Here is a 17143-nt window from a genome sequence, read left to right on the forward strand (position 1 = left end):
CGGTCCCCCTGCAGGCCACCGGACGGTTTCGGGCGGGGGCGCAGCGGGCAGCGGCACAAGCGGGGGAGGCGTAGCCGCCGAGGCACCACGTCACCATGCGCCCTGAGGCCGGACCAGCCTGGAGGGGGAACATGCCGCTGCGCATGCATTTCGGCACCGAAGACCTGCTCAACTGCCGTTTCGCGCTCTCGCCTGCCTGGGAGACCCAGCAGGCCGTCCGGCTGCTGGCCCGCCCCGGACAGTGGGGCCACCACCTGCCGTGGCTGCGGCGGAGCGTGCGCGCCGCCGAGACGCTGGGCCTGGAACCGCTGTGGCTGCTGATGCCCCGGCGGGGCTGGACACCCGACTTCCTCTGCCCGCCGCCCGGCGGGCCGGTGCAGTCCTTCGACGAGGAGATCGAACGCCTGCGGGCCACCGACCCGGTCACCGCCAAGGAGGAGATGGCCCGCGCCCTCGCCGACACCCCCGGGGCGGCCGCGTCGCCGCTGGGCCTGGCGATGCTCGGCGACCCCGCGCGGGCCGTGCAGAGAGTGGCCGACGCCACCGTCCGGGCCTGGGAGACTCTCGTGGCCCCGCACTGGCAGCGGCTGCGGGCGCTGCTGGAGGCCGACGTCGCCTTCCACACCCGGAGGCTGGCCGACGGCGGCCTCGCCGCGCTCTTCGACGGACTGCACCCGCACGTGACCTGGGCCGACGGCGCGCTGACGATAAGACGCGCGGAGGAGGCGGCACAGACGCTGGGCGGCGAGGGACTGACGCTGATGCCCAGCGTCTTCGTCTGGCCGGACGTGGTCAGCGGCTTCCACGCGCCGTGGCGGCCCGCCGTGGTCTACCCGGCACGCGGCATCGGCTCGCTGTGGTCGGAGGCCGAGGCCGGGCCGGGATCGCCGGAGGCGCTGGAACGGCTGCTGGGCGTGAACCGGGCCGCGGTGCTGGCGGCGCTCACCGAACCGGCGTCGACGACCACGCTGGCAGCGCGGCTGGGGCTGGCGCCGTCCTCGGTGTCCGTGCACCTGTCGACGCTGCGCGGCGCCGGACTGCTGACCTCGCGCCGGGCACGGCACCAGGTGCTCTACGAACGCACACCGCTCGGCATCGCCCTGTCCGCGGGCGACGGCGAGCTCGCGTAGGCACCCGGCCCGGCCTGTGCGCCCCGCCCGGTGTGCGGCATCGCGCGCCCGCCGTGCGGGCGGCGGGTGAGCGCCCAGGCCAGGAACGGCGCCAGCGCGACCGTCAGGGCCAGCAGCGCCCACACGCCGATCACCGCGTGGGTGTGTCCCAGCCACAGCGACGCCGCGAGCGAACAGCCCAGCACCGCCGCCCACCCCAGGTGGGTGCGGAACGTCCGCACCCCGTCCTCGCTGGTGGACTCGCCCTTCGGCGTCACCACGAAGCGGCACGGCCGCCGCAGCAGGGCCGCTCCCAGCGCCCGCGCGTACACCGGCGCCGCCAGCGCGGACATCGCCATGCCCGCCAGCCCGCCGGAGCCCTCCGGTTCGTGCGGCGAGACGTTGTGCCGCCTGTTCCACAGGTACAGCCCGACCTGGAGCGCGGCCGCGTCGCCGTACAGCATCAGCCAGGTCTGCGGCGGCACCGTGACGCCGGAGGAGCCCGCCCACAGGAAGAGCGCGCAGCTCAGCGCACCCAGCACCCACGTGGCGGCGCTCATCGGGTAGTACGCCAGCATCAGCGAGTAATGGAGCTGCCGGCCGGCCGGCAGCCGGTGCGGAGGGCGGCCGTACTGACGCAGCAGGGTCTCGAAGGTGCCGCGCGACCAGCGCAACTGCTGGGAGAAGTAGTCCGTCCACGACTCGGGCCCCTCCCCCACCGCGAGCACGTCCGGGGTGTAGACGGAGCGCCACCGGCCGCCGGTGGCGGGGTTGCGGCGGCGGTGGATCTCGAAGCCGGTGGCCATGTCCTCGGTGACGGAGTCGTGCAGCCCGCCCACCTGCCGCAGGGCCGCGATCCGCACCACGTTGTTGGTGCCGACGAACATCGGCGCCCCGTACCGGTTGCCCGCCCGCTGGATCAGCGCGTGGAAGAGGAACTGCTGGCTCTCGGCGCACTTGGTGACCAACCGGTCGTAGTTGCCGTACACCTGCGGCCCGACGACGAAGGCGACGTCGGGATCGCGGAAGTAGCCCAGCATCCGCTCCAGATAGGCGGGCAGCGGCACGTGGTCGGTGTCGACGGAGGCGAAGAACTCGTAGGCGTGGCCGTGCGCCTCCAGCCAGGCGTTGTAGTTGCCGTGCTTGGTCCGGGCCCGGAACGGCCCCCGGGGACGGTTCCACTCGGGCACTCCGCGGCGGGTGAAGTGGCGCACGCCCAGTTCCGCGCACAGCGCCCGTGCGGCGGGGTCGTCCCCCTCGTCCAGCAGCCAGACGTGCCGCCGCCCCCGGTGCCGGACGCGCAGCGCGCCCCGCAGGGTGGCCCGGACCATGGATATCGGCTCCTTGCCGGGCACGTACGTGGTGAGGAAGGCGACGGAGACGTTGCGCTCCGGACGCACGGGCACCGGGTCGCGGGCCACCAGCGTGGCGTGCGCGACGGACACCACGCCGAGCAGCCGGAACAGCTCGATCAGGCCGATGGCGCCGAGCATCACCGTGTCGGCGACGACCAGCCAGCCCGGAGCCGCGTCGCCCCGGCGCGACCAGTGGGCCGGCCATATCAGCCACACCAGCAGCACGGCCGACAGCGCGGGCGCCGCGGCGATCAGCAGCACGACGCCGAGCCGGTGCCGCTCGCGGGACAGCAGAGTGCGGTACCGCACCCGGTAGTCCGGGCCCGCGGCCGCGAGCGGCCCGGCGAGGCGGCTGTACCTCTCGTAGTCGTCACGAGACGGCGCCACGGCTCCCTCCCACCTCGCGCACGGGCCGTCCGTCCGGGCCCGCACGGATGCCTCCACCCTTGGGCGCCGCCCCCACCCCCGCGACCTGGAGACCCCCGTCCGGGTCACCCGGGCGGGGGCACCCGCCACGCTCCCCCGGCCACCGGGCCACCGGGCCACCGGGCCACCGGGCCACCGGCGCCCAGGGCGGCGCGCGGCCGTGCAGCCGACGTGACGGATCGGCGCCAACTACTGGCTGCGCCGGGGCCGTTCGCTCAGAAGCCACCCGTCGGCGGGAACAGCGGGCGTGGGGACTGCGGCGGGGCTCCAAGGCCGAACCGGGAGCGCCGCGGTGCTCGGGGACGTGCCGCATCGGTCCCGTTCAGGTCAACAGTGCGCCCGTAGCGGCGGATTCGGGGTGGAGTTCCGGTGTGGGGGCCGGTCAGTGGTCGTCGGCGGCGAGGTGGCGTTCGACGGTGTCGACCTTGGCGGTGAGGCCGTCGGTGACGCCCTCGCGGATGTCGGCCTTGAGAACGAGGGAAACGCGGGGCGCGCGGGCCTCGACCGCGGCGACGGCGCGGCGCACGACGTCCATGCAGGCGTCCCAGTCGCCCTCGATCGAGGTGAACATCGCGTCGGTGCGGTGGGGCAGGCCGGACTCCCGGACCACCCGCACCGCGTCGGCCACGTGGGCGCCGACATCCTCGCCGACGCCCAGAGGTGTCACGGAGAAGGCGACGATCACTGAGCCGTCACGCTCTCGCCCTGCCCGGTGGGCGCGCTTCGGGTCGCGGCGACGGCCTCGTTCTCCTCGCGGCGCAGCCTGCGGTCCGCGAAGAAGCCGCCGGCGGGCAGCACGGACAGCACGAAGTACAGGGCTGCGGTGCCGAAGGACCACTTGGTGCGGTTCCAGGCGTCCAGCAGGAAGAGCACGTACAGGACGAAGAGGAAACCGTGGATCGCGCCCATCACCGGCACGGCGTTGAACTCCGTGGTGCGCTTGAGTGCCGAGCAGACCAGCAGCAGCAGGAAGGAGACGGCCTCGGGCACCGAGACGAGGCGGAGTCGACGCATGGCGGAAACGGTCTTGATGTCCACGGCGGGTTTCCTCGATCTTTGTGAACGGATGCACAAACTTTTGCCATTGTGGCACCTCCCTCCAGGGCGGCGACCACCGGGTAGGTTCACTCCCGTGGCTCATTTCCGACTGCAAGGTGGCAAGGTGCTCGCCGTCGCGATGGCGGGCGACGCCGTGAAGGCCAAGAACGGCGCGATGGTCGCGTACGACGGCCGGATGGCGTTCAAGAAGCTCTCCGGGGGCGGTGAGGGCCTGCGCGGCATGGTCACGCGCCGCATCACCGGCGAGCAGATGGAGCTCATGGAGGTGAAGGGCGAGGGCACCTGCTGGTTCGCGGACCGCGCGAGCGACATCAGCCTGGTCGCGCTGAACGGCGAGACGCTGTACGTCGAGTCCAGCAACCTGCTGTGCGCCGAGGCGTCGCTGCGCACCGGCACCAGCTTCACCGGCCTGCGCGGCGCCTCCCAGGGCACCGGCCTGTTCACCACCACCGTGGAGGGCACCGGGCAGGCCGCGCTGACCTCCGCCGGCACGCCGGTGGTACTGCGCGTCTCGCACGGCCAGCCGCTCCAGGTCGACCCCGGCGCCTACGTGGCGCACACCGGACGTCTGCGGCAGGACTTCCAGTCCGGAGTGAACTTCCGCACGTTCCTCGGCGAGGGTTCCGGCGAGGCGTTCCAGATCCGCTTCGAGGGCGAGGGCCTGGTCTACGTGCAGCCGAGCGAGCGCAACACGATCGGGGGGCAGATCTGATGCCGTTCCAGCAGATCAACTCCAAGATCGTGGAGGCCCGGGTCACGCCGGGCTCGCGCATGTTCAGTCAGCGCGGCGCGATGATCGCCTACACCGGGCAGGTCGGCTTCACACCCAACATGTCCGGCGGCCAGGGCGGCGTGATGGCCATGATCGGCCGCCGCGCGGCGGGCGAGGCGGCGCCGCTGATGACCGTCGAGGGCGACGGCACCGTGATGTACGGCCACGGCGGCCACCACGTGCAGGTCATCGACCTCACGGGCGACACGCTGTACGTCGAGGCCGACCGGCTGCTCGCGTTCGACGGCACGCTGGAGCAGGGCACGATGTTCATGGGCTCCCAGGGCGGGGTCATGGGCATGGTCCGCGGTCAGGTGAGCGGCCAGGGCCTGTTCACCACCACGCTCCGCGGCCACGGCTCGGTCGCCGTCATGGCCCACGGCGGCGTCCTCGAACTGCCGATCACCCCCGACCGCCCGGTCCACGTCGACCCGCAGGCGTACGTCGCCCACCACGGCGACGTGCGCAACAAGCTCTCCACCGCACTGGGCTGGCGCGACATGGTCGGCCGCGGCTCGGGGGAGGCGTTCCAGCTGGAGCTGTCCGGCAACGGCACGGTCTACGTGCAGGCGAGCGAGGAGAAGCTGTGACCACCGCTGAGGACTTCACGACGCTGCCGTCGGACGACAACGTCAACCCGTACACGTTCTGCGTGGAACTGCGCGGCAGCCGGTGGTTCCTGCAGAAGGGGAAGATGATCGCCTACTACGGGCAGATCGACTTCCACGGCATCGGCCACGGCCCGCTGGACCGGCTGGTCGCCGGCAGCTTCCACTCGCCGCTGCACGCGCAGGACTGGACCGTCGCAGAGGGCAGCGGCAAGATGCTGCTCGCCGACCGCGCCTTCGACGTCAACAGCTACGACCTGGAGGACGGCAACCTGACCGTCCGGTCCGGCAACCTGCTGGCCTTCGAGCCGTCGCTGTCGCTGAAGCAGTCGATCATCCCCGGCTTCCTCACGCTGATCGGCACCGGAAAGTTCGTGGCCGCGTCCAACGGCGAGGTGCACTTCGTCGAGCCGCCGGTGCGCGTCGATCCGGAGGCGCTGGTCGGCTGGGCCGACTGCCCCTCCCCCTGCCACCACTACGACCACCAGTACATGCGGGGCGTGCTGGGCGGCCTCCGTGCCGTGACCGGGCTGGGCGGCACCTCCGGCGAGGAGCACCAGTACGAGTTCACGGGAGCGGGAACCGTGCTGATCCAGTCGACCGAGGTGATGAAGGACGTGCCGCTCGCGGGCGAGGGCGCGCACCAGGGCGGCCACGGCGCCGCCGGGCAGCAGACGCCGCGACTGCCCGGCCAGCTCGGCGACCTTCAGCGACGCTTCGGACTCTAGGTACGCTCTCGACATGAACACGGACAAGGGCTGGCTGAGCGACGCGGAACAGCAGGCCTGGCGCACACACCTCGACGTCAGCCGGCTGCTCATGTACCAGCTGGAGCGCGACCTCCAGCCCTTCGGGCTGACCAACAACGACTACGAGATCCTGGTCAACCTCTCCGAGTCGCCCGAGCACCGGGTGCGCATGAGCGAGCTCGCGCACCGCACCCGGCAGTCCAAGAGCCGCCTGTCCCACCAGATCACCCGCATGGAGAGCGCGGGGCTGGTGCGGCGGGAGAACTGCGAGTCCGACAAGCGCGGGCTGTTCGCCGTGCTGACCGAGCAGGGCTGGGAGACGATGCGGAACGTCGCGCCGCATCACGTGGCGTCGGTACGCCGGCACTTCATCGACCTGCTCACCCCGGAGGCCCTTCAGGAGCTGCAGACGTCGCTCTCCACCGTGGCCGACCACCTGCACACCGCGCACGACCGCTGAACGGCTCGGGGCCGCAGGTCAGGACGGCAGACGGAGGGTGAAGAGGGCGCCGCCCTCGGGCGCGTCGGTGACGGTGAGGGTGCCGCTGTGGCGTTCCGCCACGTCGCGGGCGATGGCGAGGCCCAGCCCGGCGCCGCCGTCGTCACGGCTGCGGGCGTCGTCGAGGCGCACGAAGCGGGCGAAGATCCGTTCCCGCTCCCCGGGCGGCACGCCGGAGCCGTCGTCGGCGACCTCCACCACCCCGGTCCGTACCGACACCCGCACACCGGCGGAGGCGTGCCGCTGGGCGTTGTCCAGCAGGTTGCCGACCACCCGGCCGAGCTGCGCGCGCGACCCCGTCGCCACGGTGTCGGCGCCCTCCGGCACGTCGAGCCGGACGGGCACCCCGGCGACCCGCTGCCGCAGCTCGTCCCGCACCACCTCCGCGAGGTCGACCCGCCCGGTGCCGGGCTGCTCCCCCGCGTCCAGCCGGGCGAGGAGCAGCAGGTCGGCGGCGAGACTCTGGAGCCGGACGGTGTCCTGCACGGCGCCGTCCAGGTCCAACAGATCGGGGTGGTGCGCGCCGACCTCCAGCTGGGTGCGCAGCGAGGCGATGGGGCTGCGCAGCTCGTGGGACGCGTCGGCGACGAACCGGCGCTGCCGCTCCACGGCGCTCTCCAGCGCCCCCAGGGTCTCGTTGGTCGTACGGGCCAGCGCGGCGACCTCGTCGCGGGCTTCCGGCTCGGGGACCCGGCGGGACAGGTCGGTGCTGGCGGTGATGTCGGCCATCCCGCGCCGGATGCCCTCCACCGGCCGCAGCGCCCGCCGCACGACCAGCCAGGTGACGGCGCCGACCACGGCCAGCACGACCGGCAGGCCGACCAGCATCGCGCGGGTGGCCGAGGAGACCGCCTCCTCCTGGGCAGCGAGCGAGGCCCCGGCGTAGACGCTCACCGGGGTGCCGTCCCGGGTGACGGCGTGCACGGCGACGACCTGGAAGTCCTGGCGGCCGGTCGCCTCGCTCCCGCGCGCGAACTCGCCGTCCTCGTCGACGGGCAGGGCGAGCACCTCGCTCCGGCTGTTGCGGTCGACCTCGACGGGTTCCGGCGCGGGGGCCGTCGTCGTGGGCCCGTCGTCGTCCCCGCCGTCCGCGGCGTCGCCGGCATCCGCGTCGTCCGCGTCGTCCGCGTCGCCGCCGGCGTCCGCGTCGTCGTCCCCGCCGTCGCCGGTCGGGCGGGCCGTCTCCGGCGGGTCCGGCCTCTCCTCCGCCGGGGAGAAGTCCGCGAACGAGCCGCCGGGAGCCGAGGACCCCAGGACCCGTCCACGGCCGTCGACCACCTGCACCGGCTCGTCGACGTCCAGGCCGTCGACCCGGGACACGCCGCTCGCCCGCACGTCCGTGACCTGCGCGGCCACCTCGCGCGCCGCGGACTCGGCGCGCAGCCGGGTGTTGTCCGCCAGGCCCGCCCGGAGGGTGAACACCACGGCCACTCCGGTCAGGACGAGTGCGACGGCCACCACCGCGGTCGCACCGGCCGCGGCCCGCAGCCGTACCGAGCCCCTACGCACGGCCGTCCAGCCGGTACCCGGCCCCCCGGACCGTGCGGATGCGGCCGGCACCCAGCTTCCGGCGCAGCGCGCTCACGTGCACCTCGACCACGTTGACGTCGCCCTCGTAGGCGAAGTCCCAGGAGTGCTCCAGGATCTCCGCCTTGGAGACGACCTCCCCGGCCCGCGAGGCGAGCTGCTCCAGGACGGCGAACTCCTTCGCCGTCAGCGCGACCTCCTCCTCGTCCACCGTGACCCGGCGGCTGCCCGGGTCGACGGCCAGGTCCCCGACCCGCAGCAGGGCCGCGCCGCCGCGCGTCCGGCGGCGCAGCAGCGCCCGTACGCGGGCCAGCAGCACCACGTAGCTGAACGGCTTGGTCAGGTAGTCGTCGGCGCCGGTGTCCAGGCCCTCGGCCTCGTCGTACTCGCCGTCCTTGGCGGTCAGCATCAGGATCGGCGTCTCGTCCCCGGCCGCGCGCAGCGCGGAGCAGACGCGGTAGCCGTTCATGCCGGGCAGCATGATGTCGAGGACGATCAGGTCGTAGCCGCCCTCGCCCGCCCGGTGCAGGCCGTCCAGCCCGTCGTGCACGACGTCCACGACGAAACCTTCGGCGGTCAGGCCGCGTGCCAGCGACACGGCGAGCCTGCGCTCGTCCTCCACGATCAGCAACCGCATGCGCCCAGCTTGCCCGACCGGACCTGAAGGGATCTTCAGGCGGCTTCAGCGTGCCTTCAGCTCCGGCTTGCGACGGTGTTCCCACATCGCAGGAACGACACGGGAGGAACCCCATGAGCCGCAAGCTGGTCATCGCCGCCGTCGCCGCGTCCACGCTCGCCGTCGGCGGCACGACGGCCGCCTTCGCCGGTGACTCCGGCGGCACGGACGCGCCGTCGCAGGGCGCGTCGCAGGACGACGACCGGGACGACGCGGACGACCGCAACGACCGCGACGACCGCGACGACGCGAAGGCGCTGTCCGGCGCCCAGCTCAGCGCGAAGGAGGCCGTCGACAAGGCTCTGGCCTCGGTGAACGGCAAGGTCGAATCGATCGAGCTGGACGACGAGGACGGTGGTCGCCTCGCCTGGGACGCCGACGTGCTGGGCGACGACGGCACATGGCACGAGGTGCGCATCGACGCCGACAGCGGCGAGGTGACGCAGCAGAAGGACGACGACCGCGACCGGGACGACGCGGACGACCGGGACGACGGCCGCGACCGCGACGACGACTGACGGACCCGTCCGGCACCGGGGCGGCCGTGCGGGGCCGGGAGTGCTCTCCCGGCCCCGCGCCGTGGTGGCGGCCGTGCTTCACTGGCGTCCGTCGCGCCCCCGGCCCGTACGACCCGGCCGGGATCGTCGACCGTCCGGTTCGCCCAGCGGGGAGACAGGCATGCAGCCCCTTCGCGGAATCACGGTGGTGTCGCTCGAACAGGCCCTCGCCGCGCCGTACGCGAGCCGCCACCTCGCCGACCTCGGCGCGCGGGTGATCAAGGTGGAACGGCCCGGCACCGGCGACTTCGCCCGCGCGTACGACGCGCGCACCGCCGGTCTCAGCGCGCACTTCGTGTGGGCGAACCGCAACAAGGAGTCCCTCACGCTCGACTTCAAGGACCCGCGCGGCCTGGACGTGCTGCGCCGGCTGCTGGCCGACGCGGACGTGTTCCTCCAGAACCTGGCGCCCGGCGCGACGGCGCGCGCCGGTCTGGGCGCCGAGGAGCTGCGGGCGCTCAACCCGCGCCTCATCGTGTGCGACATCTCCGGCTACGGGTCCCCGGGACCGTACGAGGGGCGCAAGGCCTACGACCTGCTCGTGCAGTGCGAGGCCGGCCTGGTGTCCGTCACCGGCACCGAGGAGGAGATGGCGAAGGTCGGCGTCCCGGTGTCCGACATCGCCGCGGGCATGTACGCCTACAGCTCCGTCCTGGCCGCCCTGCTGGAACGCGGACAGACCGGGACCGGCAGGCACCTGGACGTCTCGATGCTCGAATCCGCCGTCGAGTGGATGGGGTTCCCGCTGTACTACGCCTACGACGGCGCGCCGCCACCCCCGCGTTCGGGTGCCGCGCACGCGACCATCCAGCCGTACGGGCCCTTCACGGCGGGTGACGGGACGGTCGTGATGATGGCCGTCCAGAACGACCGCGAGTGGCGCGGCCTGTGCGCCGCGTTCCTGGACGACCCCGGGCTCGCCGACCACCCCGACTACGCGACGAACGCCGGCCGCAGCGACCACCGGGAGGCTCTCGGAGCGGTCCTCGCGGCCCGCTTCGCACAGCTGACCGGCGCCGAGGCCGTCGGCCTGCTCGGCTCCATCCCCGTCGCCAACGCCCGGGTCAACACCCCGGCCGAGGTGTGGGACCACCCCCAGCTGGCCGCGCGCGGCCGCTGGCACGAGGTCGCCACGCCGGCCGGTCCCGTCCGGGCGCCGGCCCCGCCGGGTCAGCTCCCCGGCGAGGCGCGGACGGACCCGGTGCCCGCGCTCGGCGCACACACCCGGGCCATCCTGGCCGAGCTGGGGCTCGCCGAGGACGAGATCGACCGGCTGATCGAGGACGGCGCGGCGTGACGGGACCGGAGGTCCGCCGCCCGGATCAGCTCTCCTGCGTGAGTCCCGCGACCAGTTCGTCCGCCGCCGCGTAGGGGTCGAGCGAGCCGCTCACGATGCGTTCGGCGAGCGCGCCCAGCCGGCGGTCGCCACTGAGGCTGCCGATCCGCTCGCGCAGGGCGGTCACCGCGATGGTCTCGATCTCGCGGGCGGCCCGCCGGGCGCGCCGCTCCCCGAGCACCCCGCGCTCCTCCATCCAGGCGCGGTGCTTCTCCAGCGCCTCGACGACCTCGTCCAGGCCCTCGCCGCGGGCGGCGACGGTCTTGACGATGGGCGGACGCCAGTCCCCCGGGGCACGCGCCTCGCCGAGACCCAGCATGTGGTTGAGCTCGCGGGCCGTGGCGTCCGCGCCGTCCCGGTCGGCCTTGTTGACGACGTAGACGTCGCCGATCTCCAGGATGCCCGCCTTCGCGGCCTGGATGCCGTCGCCCATGCCCGGGGCCAGCAGGACCACGCTGGTGTCCGCCTGGGAGGCGATCTCCACCTCCGACTGCCCGACGCCCACCGTCTCGACGAGGATCACGTCGCAGCCGGCGGCGTCCAGCACCCGGATGGCCTGCGGTGCGGCCCAGGCGAGGCCGCCGAGGTGACCGCGCGTGGCCATCGAGCGGATGTAGACGCCGGGGTCGGAGGCGTGCTCGCTCATCCGCACCCGGTCACCGAGCAGCGCGCCGCCCGAGAACGGGGACGACGGGTCGACCGCGAGCACGCCGACCCGCTTCCCGGCCCGCCGGTAGGCGGAGACCAGCGCGGAGGTCGAGGTGGACTTGCCCACGCCGGGCGAGCCGGTCAGCCCGACCACGTACGCGTTCCCGCAGCGCGGAGCGAGAGCCGCCATGACCTCGCGGAGCTGCGGGGACGCCCCCTCGACCAGGGAGATCAGCCGGGCGACGGCACGCGGCCGCCCCTCCCGGGCCTGCGTCACCAGCGTGGGGACGTCCACCACTTCTCATTCCTCCGTACAGCCGGACTGCCGAACCGTCGAACCGCTCACTTGCCGGGGACCCGCAGCACCAGCGCGTCGCCCTGGCCGCCGCCGCCGCACAGCGCCGCGGCGCCGACGCCGCCGCCCCGGCGGCCCAGCTCCAGCGCCAGGTGCAGGACGATGCGTGCACCGGACATCCCGATCGGGTGACCCAGTGCGATCGCGCCACCGTTGACGTTCACCCTTTCAGGTGACACGCCGAGGTCCTTCGTCGACTGGACGCAGACGGCGGCGAACGCCTCGTTGATCTCGACGAGGTCCAGGTCGCCGACCGACAGGCCCTCCTTCTTCAGGGCGTGCTGGATCGCCTGGGACGGCTGCGACTGGAGCGAGTTGTCCGGGCCGGCGACGTTGCCGTGGGCGCCGATCTCGGCGATCCACTCCAGGCCCAGCTCCTGGGCCTTGGCCTTGCTCATCACCACGACGGCTGCCGCGCCGTCGGAGATCTGCGAAGCGGAGCCGGCGGTGATGGTGCCGTCCTTGGCGAAGGCGGGACGCAGCTTCCCGAGCGACTCGGCGGTGGTGTCGCCGCGGATGCCCTCGTCCTGCGAGAAGACGACCGGGTCTCCCTTGCGCTGCGGGATCTCGACCGGGGCGATCTCGGCGTCGAACAGGCCGTCCGCCTGGGCCTTCGCGGCCTTCTGGTGGGAGGCGGCGGCGATCTCGTCCTGCTCGGGGCGGCCGATGCCCAGGCGGGTGTTGTGCTTCTCCGTGGACTCGCCCATGGCGATGTTCTCGAAGGAGTCGGTGAGCCCGTCGAACGCCATCGCGTCGAGCATCTCGACCGCGCCGTACTTGAAGCCGGAGCGCGACTTGGGCAGCAGGTGCGGGGCGTTGGTCATGGACTCCTGGCCACCGGCGACGATCACGTCGAACTCGCCGGCGCGCACCAGCTGGTCGGCCAGCGCGATGGCGTCGAGACCGGAGAGGCACACCTTGTTCACGGTCAGTGCCGGGACGCTCATCGGGATGCCGGCCTTCACGGCGGCCTGCCGGGCGGGGATCTGGCCGGCGCCGGCCTGGAGGACCTGGCCCATGATCACGTACTCGACCTGGTCGCCGGCGACGCCCGCCCGCTCCAGTGCCGCCTTGATCGCGAAGCCGCCGAGGTCGGCCCCCGAGAAGGACTTCAGCGACCCGAGCAGCCGCCCCATGGGGGTGCGCGCACCCGCGACGATGACCGATGTGGTGCTGCTGGACGTGTCCGTCATGGCAGGGTCCCTTCCAGCGGGAGGTTAACGACTGTTATCCACACGGTACTGAGCGGTCACGTCCCCGGTCACCGGTCGAACGGTGTGACCGTGCGCACGTTGCGTAATCGCGCATTGCGGAACCGCGCCCGACACGCTGCACTGTCCTCATGCTGACGCGTATCGATCACATCGGGATCGCCTGTACCGACCTCGACGCCACCGTCCAGTTCTACCGTGCCACCTACGGCTTCGAGGTGTTCCACACCGAGGTCAACGAGGAGCAGGGGGTCCGCGAGGCCATGCTCCGCATCAACGGCACCGACGACGGCGGGGCCTCCTACCTCCAGCTGCTGGAGCCGACGCGTGAGGACTCCGCGGTCGGGAAGTGGCTGGCCAAGAACGGGGAGGGCGTCCACCACATCGCGTTCGGCACGGCCGACGTGGACGGGGAGGCGGCCGGCATCCGCGACAAGGGCGTGCGGGTGCTCTACGACGAGCCGCGGCGCGGCTCGATGGACTCACGGATCACGTTCCTGCACCCCAAGGACTGCCACGGCGTGCTGACCGAGCTCGTGACCTCCGCCGCCACCTCCGGCCGGGGGGCGGAGCACACGGACCACTGACGTCCGCTTCCCCGGCCGGTAGAGTGGCCGCGCGGCCGGGGCCGCTTGTCCAAGACCCCGGGAAGAAGCCGTGCCCAGGCCCTGCCCGGGCAGGCGCGGGTTCCTCGTTCCGCCGATGATCTGACACCATTTCCTCGGCACGTCCGGGAGATGTCCCGTACGGGCGTCTGCCGCGCATGGTGACGGGGGTGCAGGACAGTTCACCTTCATAGGCGACCAGGGGACGGATGGGACCGCGCAGTGCGGGGCAACGACCGCTACGAGGCTGACGACCACCTCTCGCGATTCGAAGCCGAGATGGAGCGGCTGAAGAAGGAGCGGGAGAAGGCGGTCGACCACGCCGACGACCTCGGCTACCAGGTCGAAGTGCTGCGTGCCAAGCTCCACGAGGCGCGCCGCGCTCTCGCCACGCGCCCGGCCGCCGGCTTCGAGAACCTCTCCCACCAGGCCGAACAGCTCCTGCACAACGCGCAGATGCAGGCCGACCAGATGCGCTCGGACGCCGAGCGCGAGCTGCGGGAGGCGCGCGCACAGACGCAGCGACTCCTCCAGGAGCAGGCCGAGGCCCAGTCGCGGCTGGAGTCCGAGCTGCACGCCGAGGCCGTGCGACGCCGGCGGCAGCTGGACGAAGAGCTGTCCGAACGCCGCTCCACGGTCGAGTCGCACGTCAACGAGAACGTCTCCTGGGCCGAGCAGCTGCGCACCCGCACCGAACAGCAGGCGCGCCGCCTGATGGAGGAGACACGGGCCGAGTCCGAACGGTCCCTCGCCCAGGCGCGTGCGGAGGCGCAGCGGCTCACCGAGGAGTCCCGCCACCGGATGGCCGGCGAGGCCGAGAACGCCCGGGCCGAGGCGGACGCCATGCTGCGCCGCGCCCGCGCCGAGGCAGAGCGGATGCTCTCCAACGCCACCGGGCAGGCGCAGGAGGCCGCCGAGCAGGCCGAGCAGCTGCGCAGCCGCAGCTCGGGCGAGGCCGAGAGCAGCCGCCGCGAGGCCGCCGACCTGGTCCGCCGCGCCGAGGCGCGGATGCGGGAGGCCGAGACGGCCCTGCGCGAGGCCCGCGCGGAGGCCGAGAAGAAGCTCACCGAGGCCGAGGAGGCCGCCACCAAGAAGCTCGGTGACGCGGAGTCGGTCAACGAGCAGCGGGTGCGGACCGCCAAGTCCGAGGTGGCCCGCATGGTCGGCCAGGCCACCAAGGAGTCGGAGGCCCTCCGCGGGGAGGCCGAACAGGTCCTCTCCGACGCCCGCACCGAAGCCGAACGGCTCGTCGCCGAGGCCCGCGAGGAGGCTCGCACCCGCACCGCGGAGGAGTCGGCCCACCAGCTCGCCGAGGCCGCGCGTACGGCCGAGGACGTGCTCAACAAGGCGTCCGACAAGGCCAAGGCCACGACGAAGGCGGCCACCGAGGAGGCCGAACGACTCCGCCGGGAGGCGGAGGAGGAGGCCGACCGGCTCCGTGCCGAGGCGCACGACGTCGCCACGGAACTCAAGGGCGCGGCCAAGGACGACACCAAGGAGTACCGCGCCAAGACCGTCGAACTCCAGGAGGAGGCGCGGCGGCTGCGCGGCGAGGCGGAGCAGCTGCGCGCCGAGGCGGTCGAGGAGGGCGAGAACATCCGCGGCGAGGCCCGCCGCGACGCCGTCCAGCAGATCGAGGAGGCAGCCAGCAGCGCGGAGGAGCTGCTGGCGAAGGCGCGCACCGACGCCGAGGAACTCCGCGGCGACGCCGCGACGGAGAGCGAACGCGTCCGCACCGAGGCGATCGAGCGCGCCACCAGCCTGCGGCGGCAGGCCGAGGAGGCGCTGGAGCGCGCCCGCAAGGAGGCCGAGGAGCTGCGCTCCGGCGCGGAGGAGCAGGCCGAACAGAGCCGTACCGAGGCCGCCGAGGCGAGCCGCCGGGTCCGGGAGGACGCCGAGCAGGCCGTGGCCGAACTGCGCGAGGAGGCCGACCGGGAGCTGGAGCGCCTGCGCACCGACGCCGAGGACAAGGTGTCCCGCGCGGAGGAGGAGCTGCGACTGGCCCGCGGCGAGGCCGACCGGCTGCGCGAGGAGGCCCGCACCGAGACCGAGCAGTTCCGGGTGGAGGCCGCCGAGAAGCGCCGCGCTCTCCAGCAGCAGGCGGAGGACGAGGCCGAACGGGTCCGCACCGAGGCGATCTCGGACGCGACCCAGGCACGCGCGGAGGGCGAGAACGTCGCCGTGCAGCTGCGCAGCGACGCCGCCGCCGAGGCGGAACGGCTGCGGACGGAGGCGCAGGAGTCCGCGGACCGGATGCGCCGGGAGGCCGACGCCGCGGCCGAACGCACCAACACCGAGGCCTCGGAGGCACTGGAGGCCGCCCGCGCCGAGGCCGAGCGGCGGCGCCGGGAAGCGGAGGAACTGCTCGCCCACGCCCGCGAGGAGGCGCACCAGGAACGCACGGCCGCGCGCGAGCAGGGAGAGGAACTGCTGGCCACGGCGCGGCAGCGGGTCGACGACGCGCAGGCCGAGGCCGTCCGCATCGTCGAGGAGGCCGAACGGCACGCCGCGGACCTGGTGGCCGGTGCCGAGGACACCGCACGGCAGGTGCGCGAGTCGGTGGCGGGGCTGCACGAGCAGGCGGAGCAGGAGATCACCGGGCTGCGCCGCGAGGCGCAGGAGGAGCTGGAGGCGGCGCGTTCGCTGGCCGAACGCACCGTGGACGAGGCGCTGGAGGCCGCCGAGCGGACCCGCGCGGATGCCGACCGCGCCCGGGACGAGGCCCGCGAGGACGCGGCACGCAAGCGCGGCGAGGCGGCCGAGCAGGCCGACACGCTGCTGGCGCAGGCCCGCGAGGAGGCCGAGACGTCGGCCTCCTCGGCCCAGGAGCGGGCCGACAGGCTGCTCGCCTCCGCCCGCGAGGAGGCCGAGGGCATGGTGAACAGCGCCCGTGCGGAGGGCCGCGAGAGGGTCGAGAAGGCCCGCGCGGATGCGAACACCCTGCTGGAGGAGGCCCGGACCGACGCCGCCGCGACCCGGGAGCGCGCCGAGGAACTGCGCGACCGGATCACAGGCGAGGTGGAGGAGTTGCACGAGCGGGCCCGCCGGGAGTCGGCGGAGGCGATGAAGTCCGCCGGTGAACGGTGCGACGCCCTGGTGAAGGCCGCCGAGGAACAGCTCGACGAGGCACGGCGGAAGGCCGGGGAGCTGGTCGACGACGCGGAGTCGGAGGCCGGAAAGGTGCGGATCGCCGCCGTGCGCAAGGCGGAGGGTCTGCTCAAGGAGGCCGAGCAGCGCAAGGCGACGCTGCTGACCGAGGCGGAGAAGACCCGCGAGGACGCCGAGGCCGAGGCCCAGCGGACCCTCGACGCCGGACAGCGTGAACTCGAGGTGCTGGAGCGCCGTCAGGAGGACATCAACGCCGAGATCTCCCGTGTGCAGGACGTGTTGGAGGCCCTGGAGTCGTTCGAGGCGCCCGGCGGCGCCGGCGGCGGCAAGGGGTCCGGAAAGAACAGCGGCGGCCGGAAGAGCGGTTCGGACTCCGATGCGAACGGCGGCGTCAAGGCCGGTGCCGGCGCAGGCGGTTCACGCGGCGGTGGCAAGCCGTCCGGGCGTTAGCCACTCGAACGAGCGAGCATTCTCCACAACAAACGGGCATCAGCTCGATGACACGCCGCTTGTCCCCCTAGGATTCCCTCTATCACTCCCCGA

Annotated in this window: 16 protein-coding genes; 9 read left to right on the forward strand and 7 right to left on the reverse strand. The window is 73.4% G+C overall.

Going from position 1 to position 17143, the window contains the following annotated elements:
• The first annotated feature begins 131 nt into the window (after positions 1-131).
• Complete coding sequence (locus K304_RS0125310; RefSeq protein WP_027765986.1) at positions 132-1130, forward strand: winged helix-turn-helix domain-containing protein; 999 nt, start codon at positions 132-134, stop codon at positions 1128-1130.
• On the opposite strand, the gene K304_RS31290 is transcribed toward K304_RS0125310, so the two are convergent.
• The 3 genes from K304_RS31290 to K304_RS0125325 form a co-directional block, all read right to left on the reverse strand.
• Positions 1073-2851: a glycosyltransferase family 2 protein gene (locus K304_RS31290; protein WP_051308840.1), complete on the reverse strand. Its 1779-nt coding sequence runs from the start codon at positions 2849-2851 to the stop codon at positions 1073-1075. The genes K304_RS0125310 and K304_RS31290 overlap by 58 nt on opposite strands.
• Before the next feature lie 421 nt (positions 2852-3272).
• Complete coding sequence (locus tag K304_RS0125320) at positions 3273-3575, reverse strand: MTH1187 family thiamine-binding protein (protein WP_027765987.1); 303 nt, start codon at positions 3573-3575, stop codon at positions 3273-3275.
• Positions 3572-3928, reverse strand: a complete 357-nt coding sequence (locus K304_RS0125325; RefSeq protein WP_027765988.1) for a DUF3817 domain-containing protein — start codon at positions 3926-3928, stop codon at positions 3572-3574. Before K304_RS0125325 ends, K304_RS0125320 begins: the two co-directional genes overlap by 4 nt.
• 94 nt (positions 3929-4022) lie before the next feature.
• On the opposite strand from K304_RS0125325, the gene K304_RS0125330 reads away from it, so the two are divergent.
• The 4 genes from K304_RS0125330 to K304_RS0125345 are packed head-to-tail and all read left to right on the forward strand — an operon-like array spanning position 4023 to position 6538.
• Positions 4023-4661 (forward strand): AIM24 family protein, encoded by a 639-nt coding sequence (locus K304_RS0125330; RefSeq protein WP_051308841.1) that lies wholly within the window; start codon positions 4023-4025, stop codon positions 4659-4661.
• Positions 4661-5311 (forward strand): AIM24 family protein, encoded by a 651-nt coding sequence (locus K304_RS0125335; protein ID WP_027765990.1) that lies wholly within the window; start codon positions 4661-4663, stop codon positions 5309-5311. The genes K304_RS0125330 and K304_RS0125335 overlap by 1 nt, the downstream gene beginning before the upstream one ends.
• Positions 5308-6057: an AIM24 family protein gene (locus K304_RS0125340; RefSeq protein ID WP_027765991.1), complete on the forward strand. Its 750-nt coding sequence runs from the start codon at positions 5308-5310 to the stop codon at positions 6055-6057. The genes K304_RS0125335 and K304_RS0125340 overlap by 4 nt, the downstream gene beginning before the upstream one ends.
• Positions 6058-6070: 13 nt before the next feature.
• A complete protein-coding gene (locus tag K304_RS0125345) occupies positions 6071-6538 on the forward strand; it encodes a MarR family winged helix-turn-helix transcriptional regulator (protein ID WP_027765992.1) in 468 nt (155 codons plus the stop codon).
• An 18-nt stretch (positions 6539-6556) separates the two neighbouring features.
• Here K304_RS0125345 and K304_RS0125350 read toward each other — a convergent pair whose 3' ends face one another.
• Positions 6557-8086 (reverse strand): sensor histidine kinase, encoded by a 1530-nt coding sequence (locus K304_RS0125350; RefSeq protein WP_027765993.1) that lies wholly within the window; start codon positions 8084-8086, stop codon positions 6557-6559.
• Positions 8079-8741 carry a response regulator transcription factor gene (locus tag K304_RS0125355; RefSeq protein ID WP_027765994.1) on the reverse strand — a complete coding sequence of 221 codons (663 nt, stop codon included), beginning with the start codon at positions 8739-8741 and terminating at the stop codon, positions 8079-8081. Before K304_RS0125355 ends, K304_RS0125350 begins: the two co-directional genes overlap by 8 nt.
• Before the next feature lie 113 nt (positions 8742-8854).
• Here K304_RS0125355 and K304_RS31295 point away from each other — a divergent pair, with 113 nt between their 5' ends.
• Positions 8855-9298, forward strand: a complete 444-nt coding sequence (locus tag K304_RS31295; RefSeq protein ID WP_037791995.1) for a PepSY domain-containing protein — start codon at positions 8855-8857, stop codon at positions 9296-9298.
• A gap of 160 nt (positions 9299-9458) precedes the next feature.
• Positions 9459-10634, forward strand: coding sequence for a CaiB/BaiF CoA transferase family protein (locus K304_RS0125365; RefSeq protein WP_027765995.1), 1176 nt, complete (start codon positions 9459-9461; stop codon positions 10632-10634).
• Between the two features lie 25 nt (positions 10635-10659).
• On the opposite strand, the gene meaB is transcribed toward K304_RS0125365, so the two are convergent.
• The gene (gene meaB / locus K304_RS0125370; protein WP_027765996.1) at positions 10660-11619 is read right to left on the reverse strand and encodes a methylmalonyl Co-A mutase-associated GTPase MeaB; all 960 of its coding nucleotides are present in this window, start codon (positions 11617-11619) and stop codon (positions 10660-10662) included.
• Positions 11620-11663: 44 nt separating this feature from the next.
• Positions 11664-12869 carry an acetyl-CoA C-acetyltransferase gene (locus K304_RS0125375; protein WP_027765997.1) on the reverse strand — a complete coding sequence of 402 codons (1206 nt, stop codon included), beginning with the start codon at positions 12867-12869 and terminating at the stop codon, positions 11664-11666.
• A 149-nt stretch (positions 12870-13018) separates the two neighbouring features.
• Between K304_RS0125375 and mce the strand changes: the two genes are divergently transcribed.
• On the forward strand, positions 13019-13474 hold the full coding sequence (gene mce, locus K304_RS31300; RefSeq protein ID WP_037791997.1) for a methylmalonyl-CoA epimerase: 456 nt from the start codon (positions 13019-13021) through the stop codon (positions 13472-13474).
• A gap of 240 nt (positions 13475-13714) precedes the next feature.
• Positions 13715-17050 (forward strand): polarized growth protein Scy, encoded by a 3336-nt coding sequence (gene scy / locus K304_RS0125385; RefSeq protein ID WP_027765998.1) that lies wholly within the window; start codon positions 13715-13717, stop codon positions 17048-17050.
• The last annotated feature ends 93 nt before the right edge of the window (positions 17051-17143 follow it).

It is taken from the genome of Streptomyces sp. CNS606, assembly GCF_000426325.1.

What these genes read in the sequence shown, in the direction of transcription:
- K304_RS0125345 (WP_027765992.1), top strand. Translation starts at nt 6,071, where the DNA reads ATGAACACGGACAAGGGCTGGCTGAGCGACGCGGAACAGCAGGCCTGG.
- K304_RS0125310 (WP_027765986.1), top strand. Translation starts at nt 132, where the DNA reads ATGCCGCTGCGCATGCATTTCGGCACCGAAGACCTGCTCAACTGCCGT.
- K304_RS0125355 (WP_027765994.1), bottom strand. Translation starts at nt 8,741, where the DNA reads ATGCGGTTGCTGATCGTGGAGGACGAGCGCAGGCTCGCCGTGTCGCTG.
- mce (WP_037791997.1), top strand. Translation starts at nt 13,019, where the DNA reads ATGCTGACGCGTATCGATCACATCGGGATCGCCTGTACCGACCTCGAC.
- K304_RS0125335 (WP_027765990.1), top strand. Translation starts at nt 4,661, where the DNA reads ATGCCGTTCCAGCAGATCAACTCCAAGATCGTGGAGGCCCGGGTCACG.
- K304_RS31295 (WP_037791995.1), top strand. Translation starts at nt 8,855, where the DNA reads ATGAGCCGCAAGCTGGTCATCGCCGCCGTCGCCGCGTCCACGCTCGCC.
- K304_RS0125365 (WP_027765995.1), top strand. Translation starts at nt 9,459, where the DNA reads ATGCAGCCCCTTCGCGGAATCACGGTGGTGTCGCTCGAACAGGCCCTC.
- K304_RS0125375 (WP_027765997.1), bottom strand. Translation starts at nt 12,869, where the DNA reads ATGACGGACACGTCCAGCAGCACCACATCGGTCATCGTCGCGGGTGCG.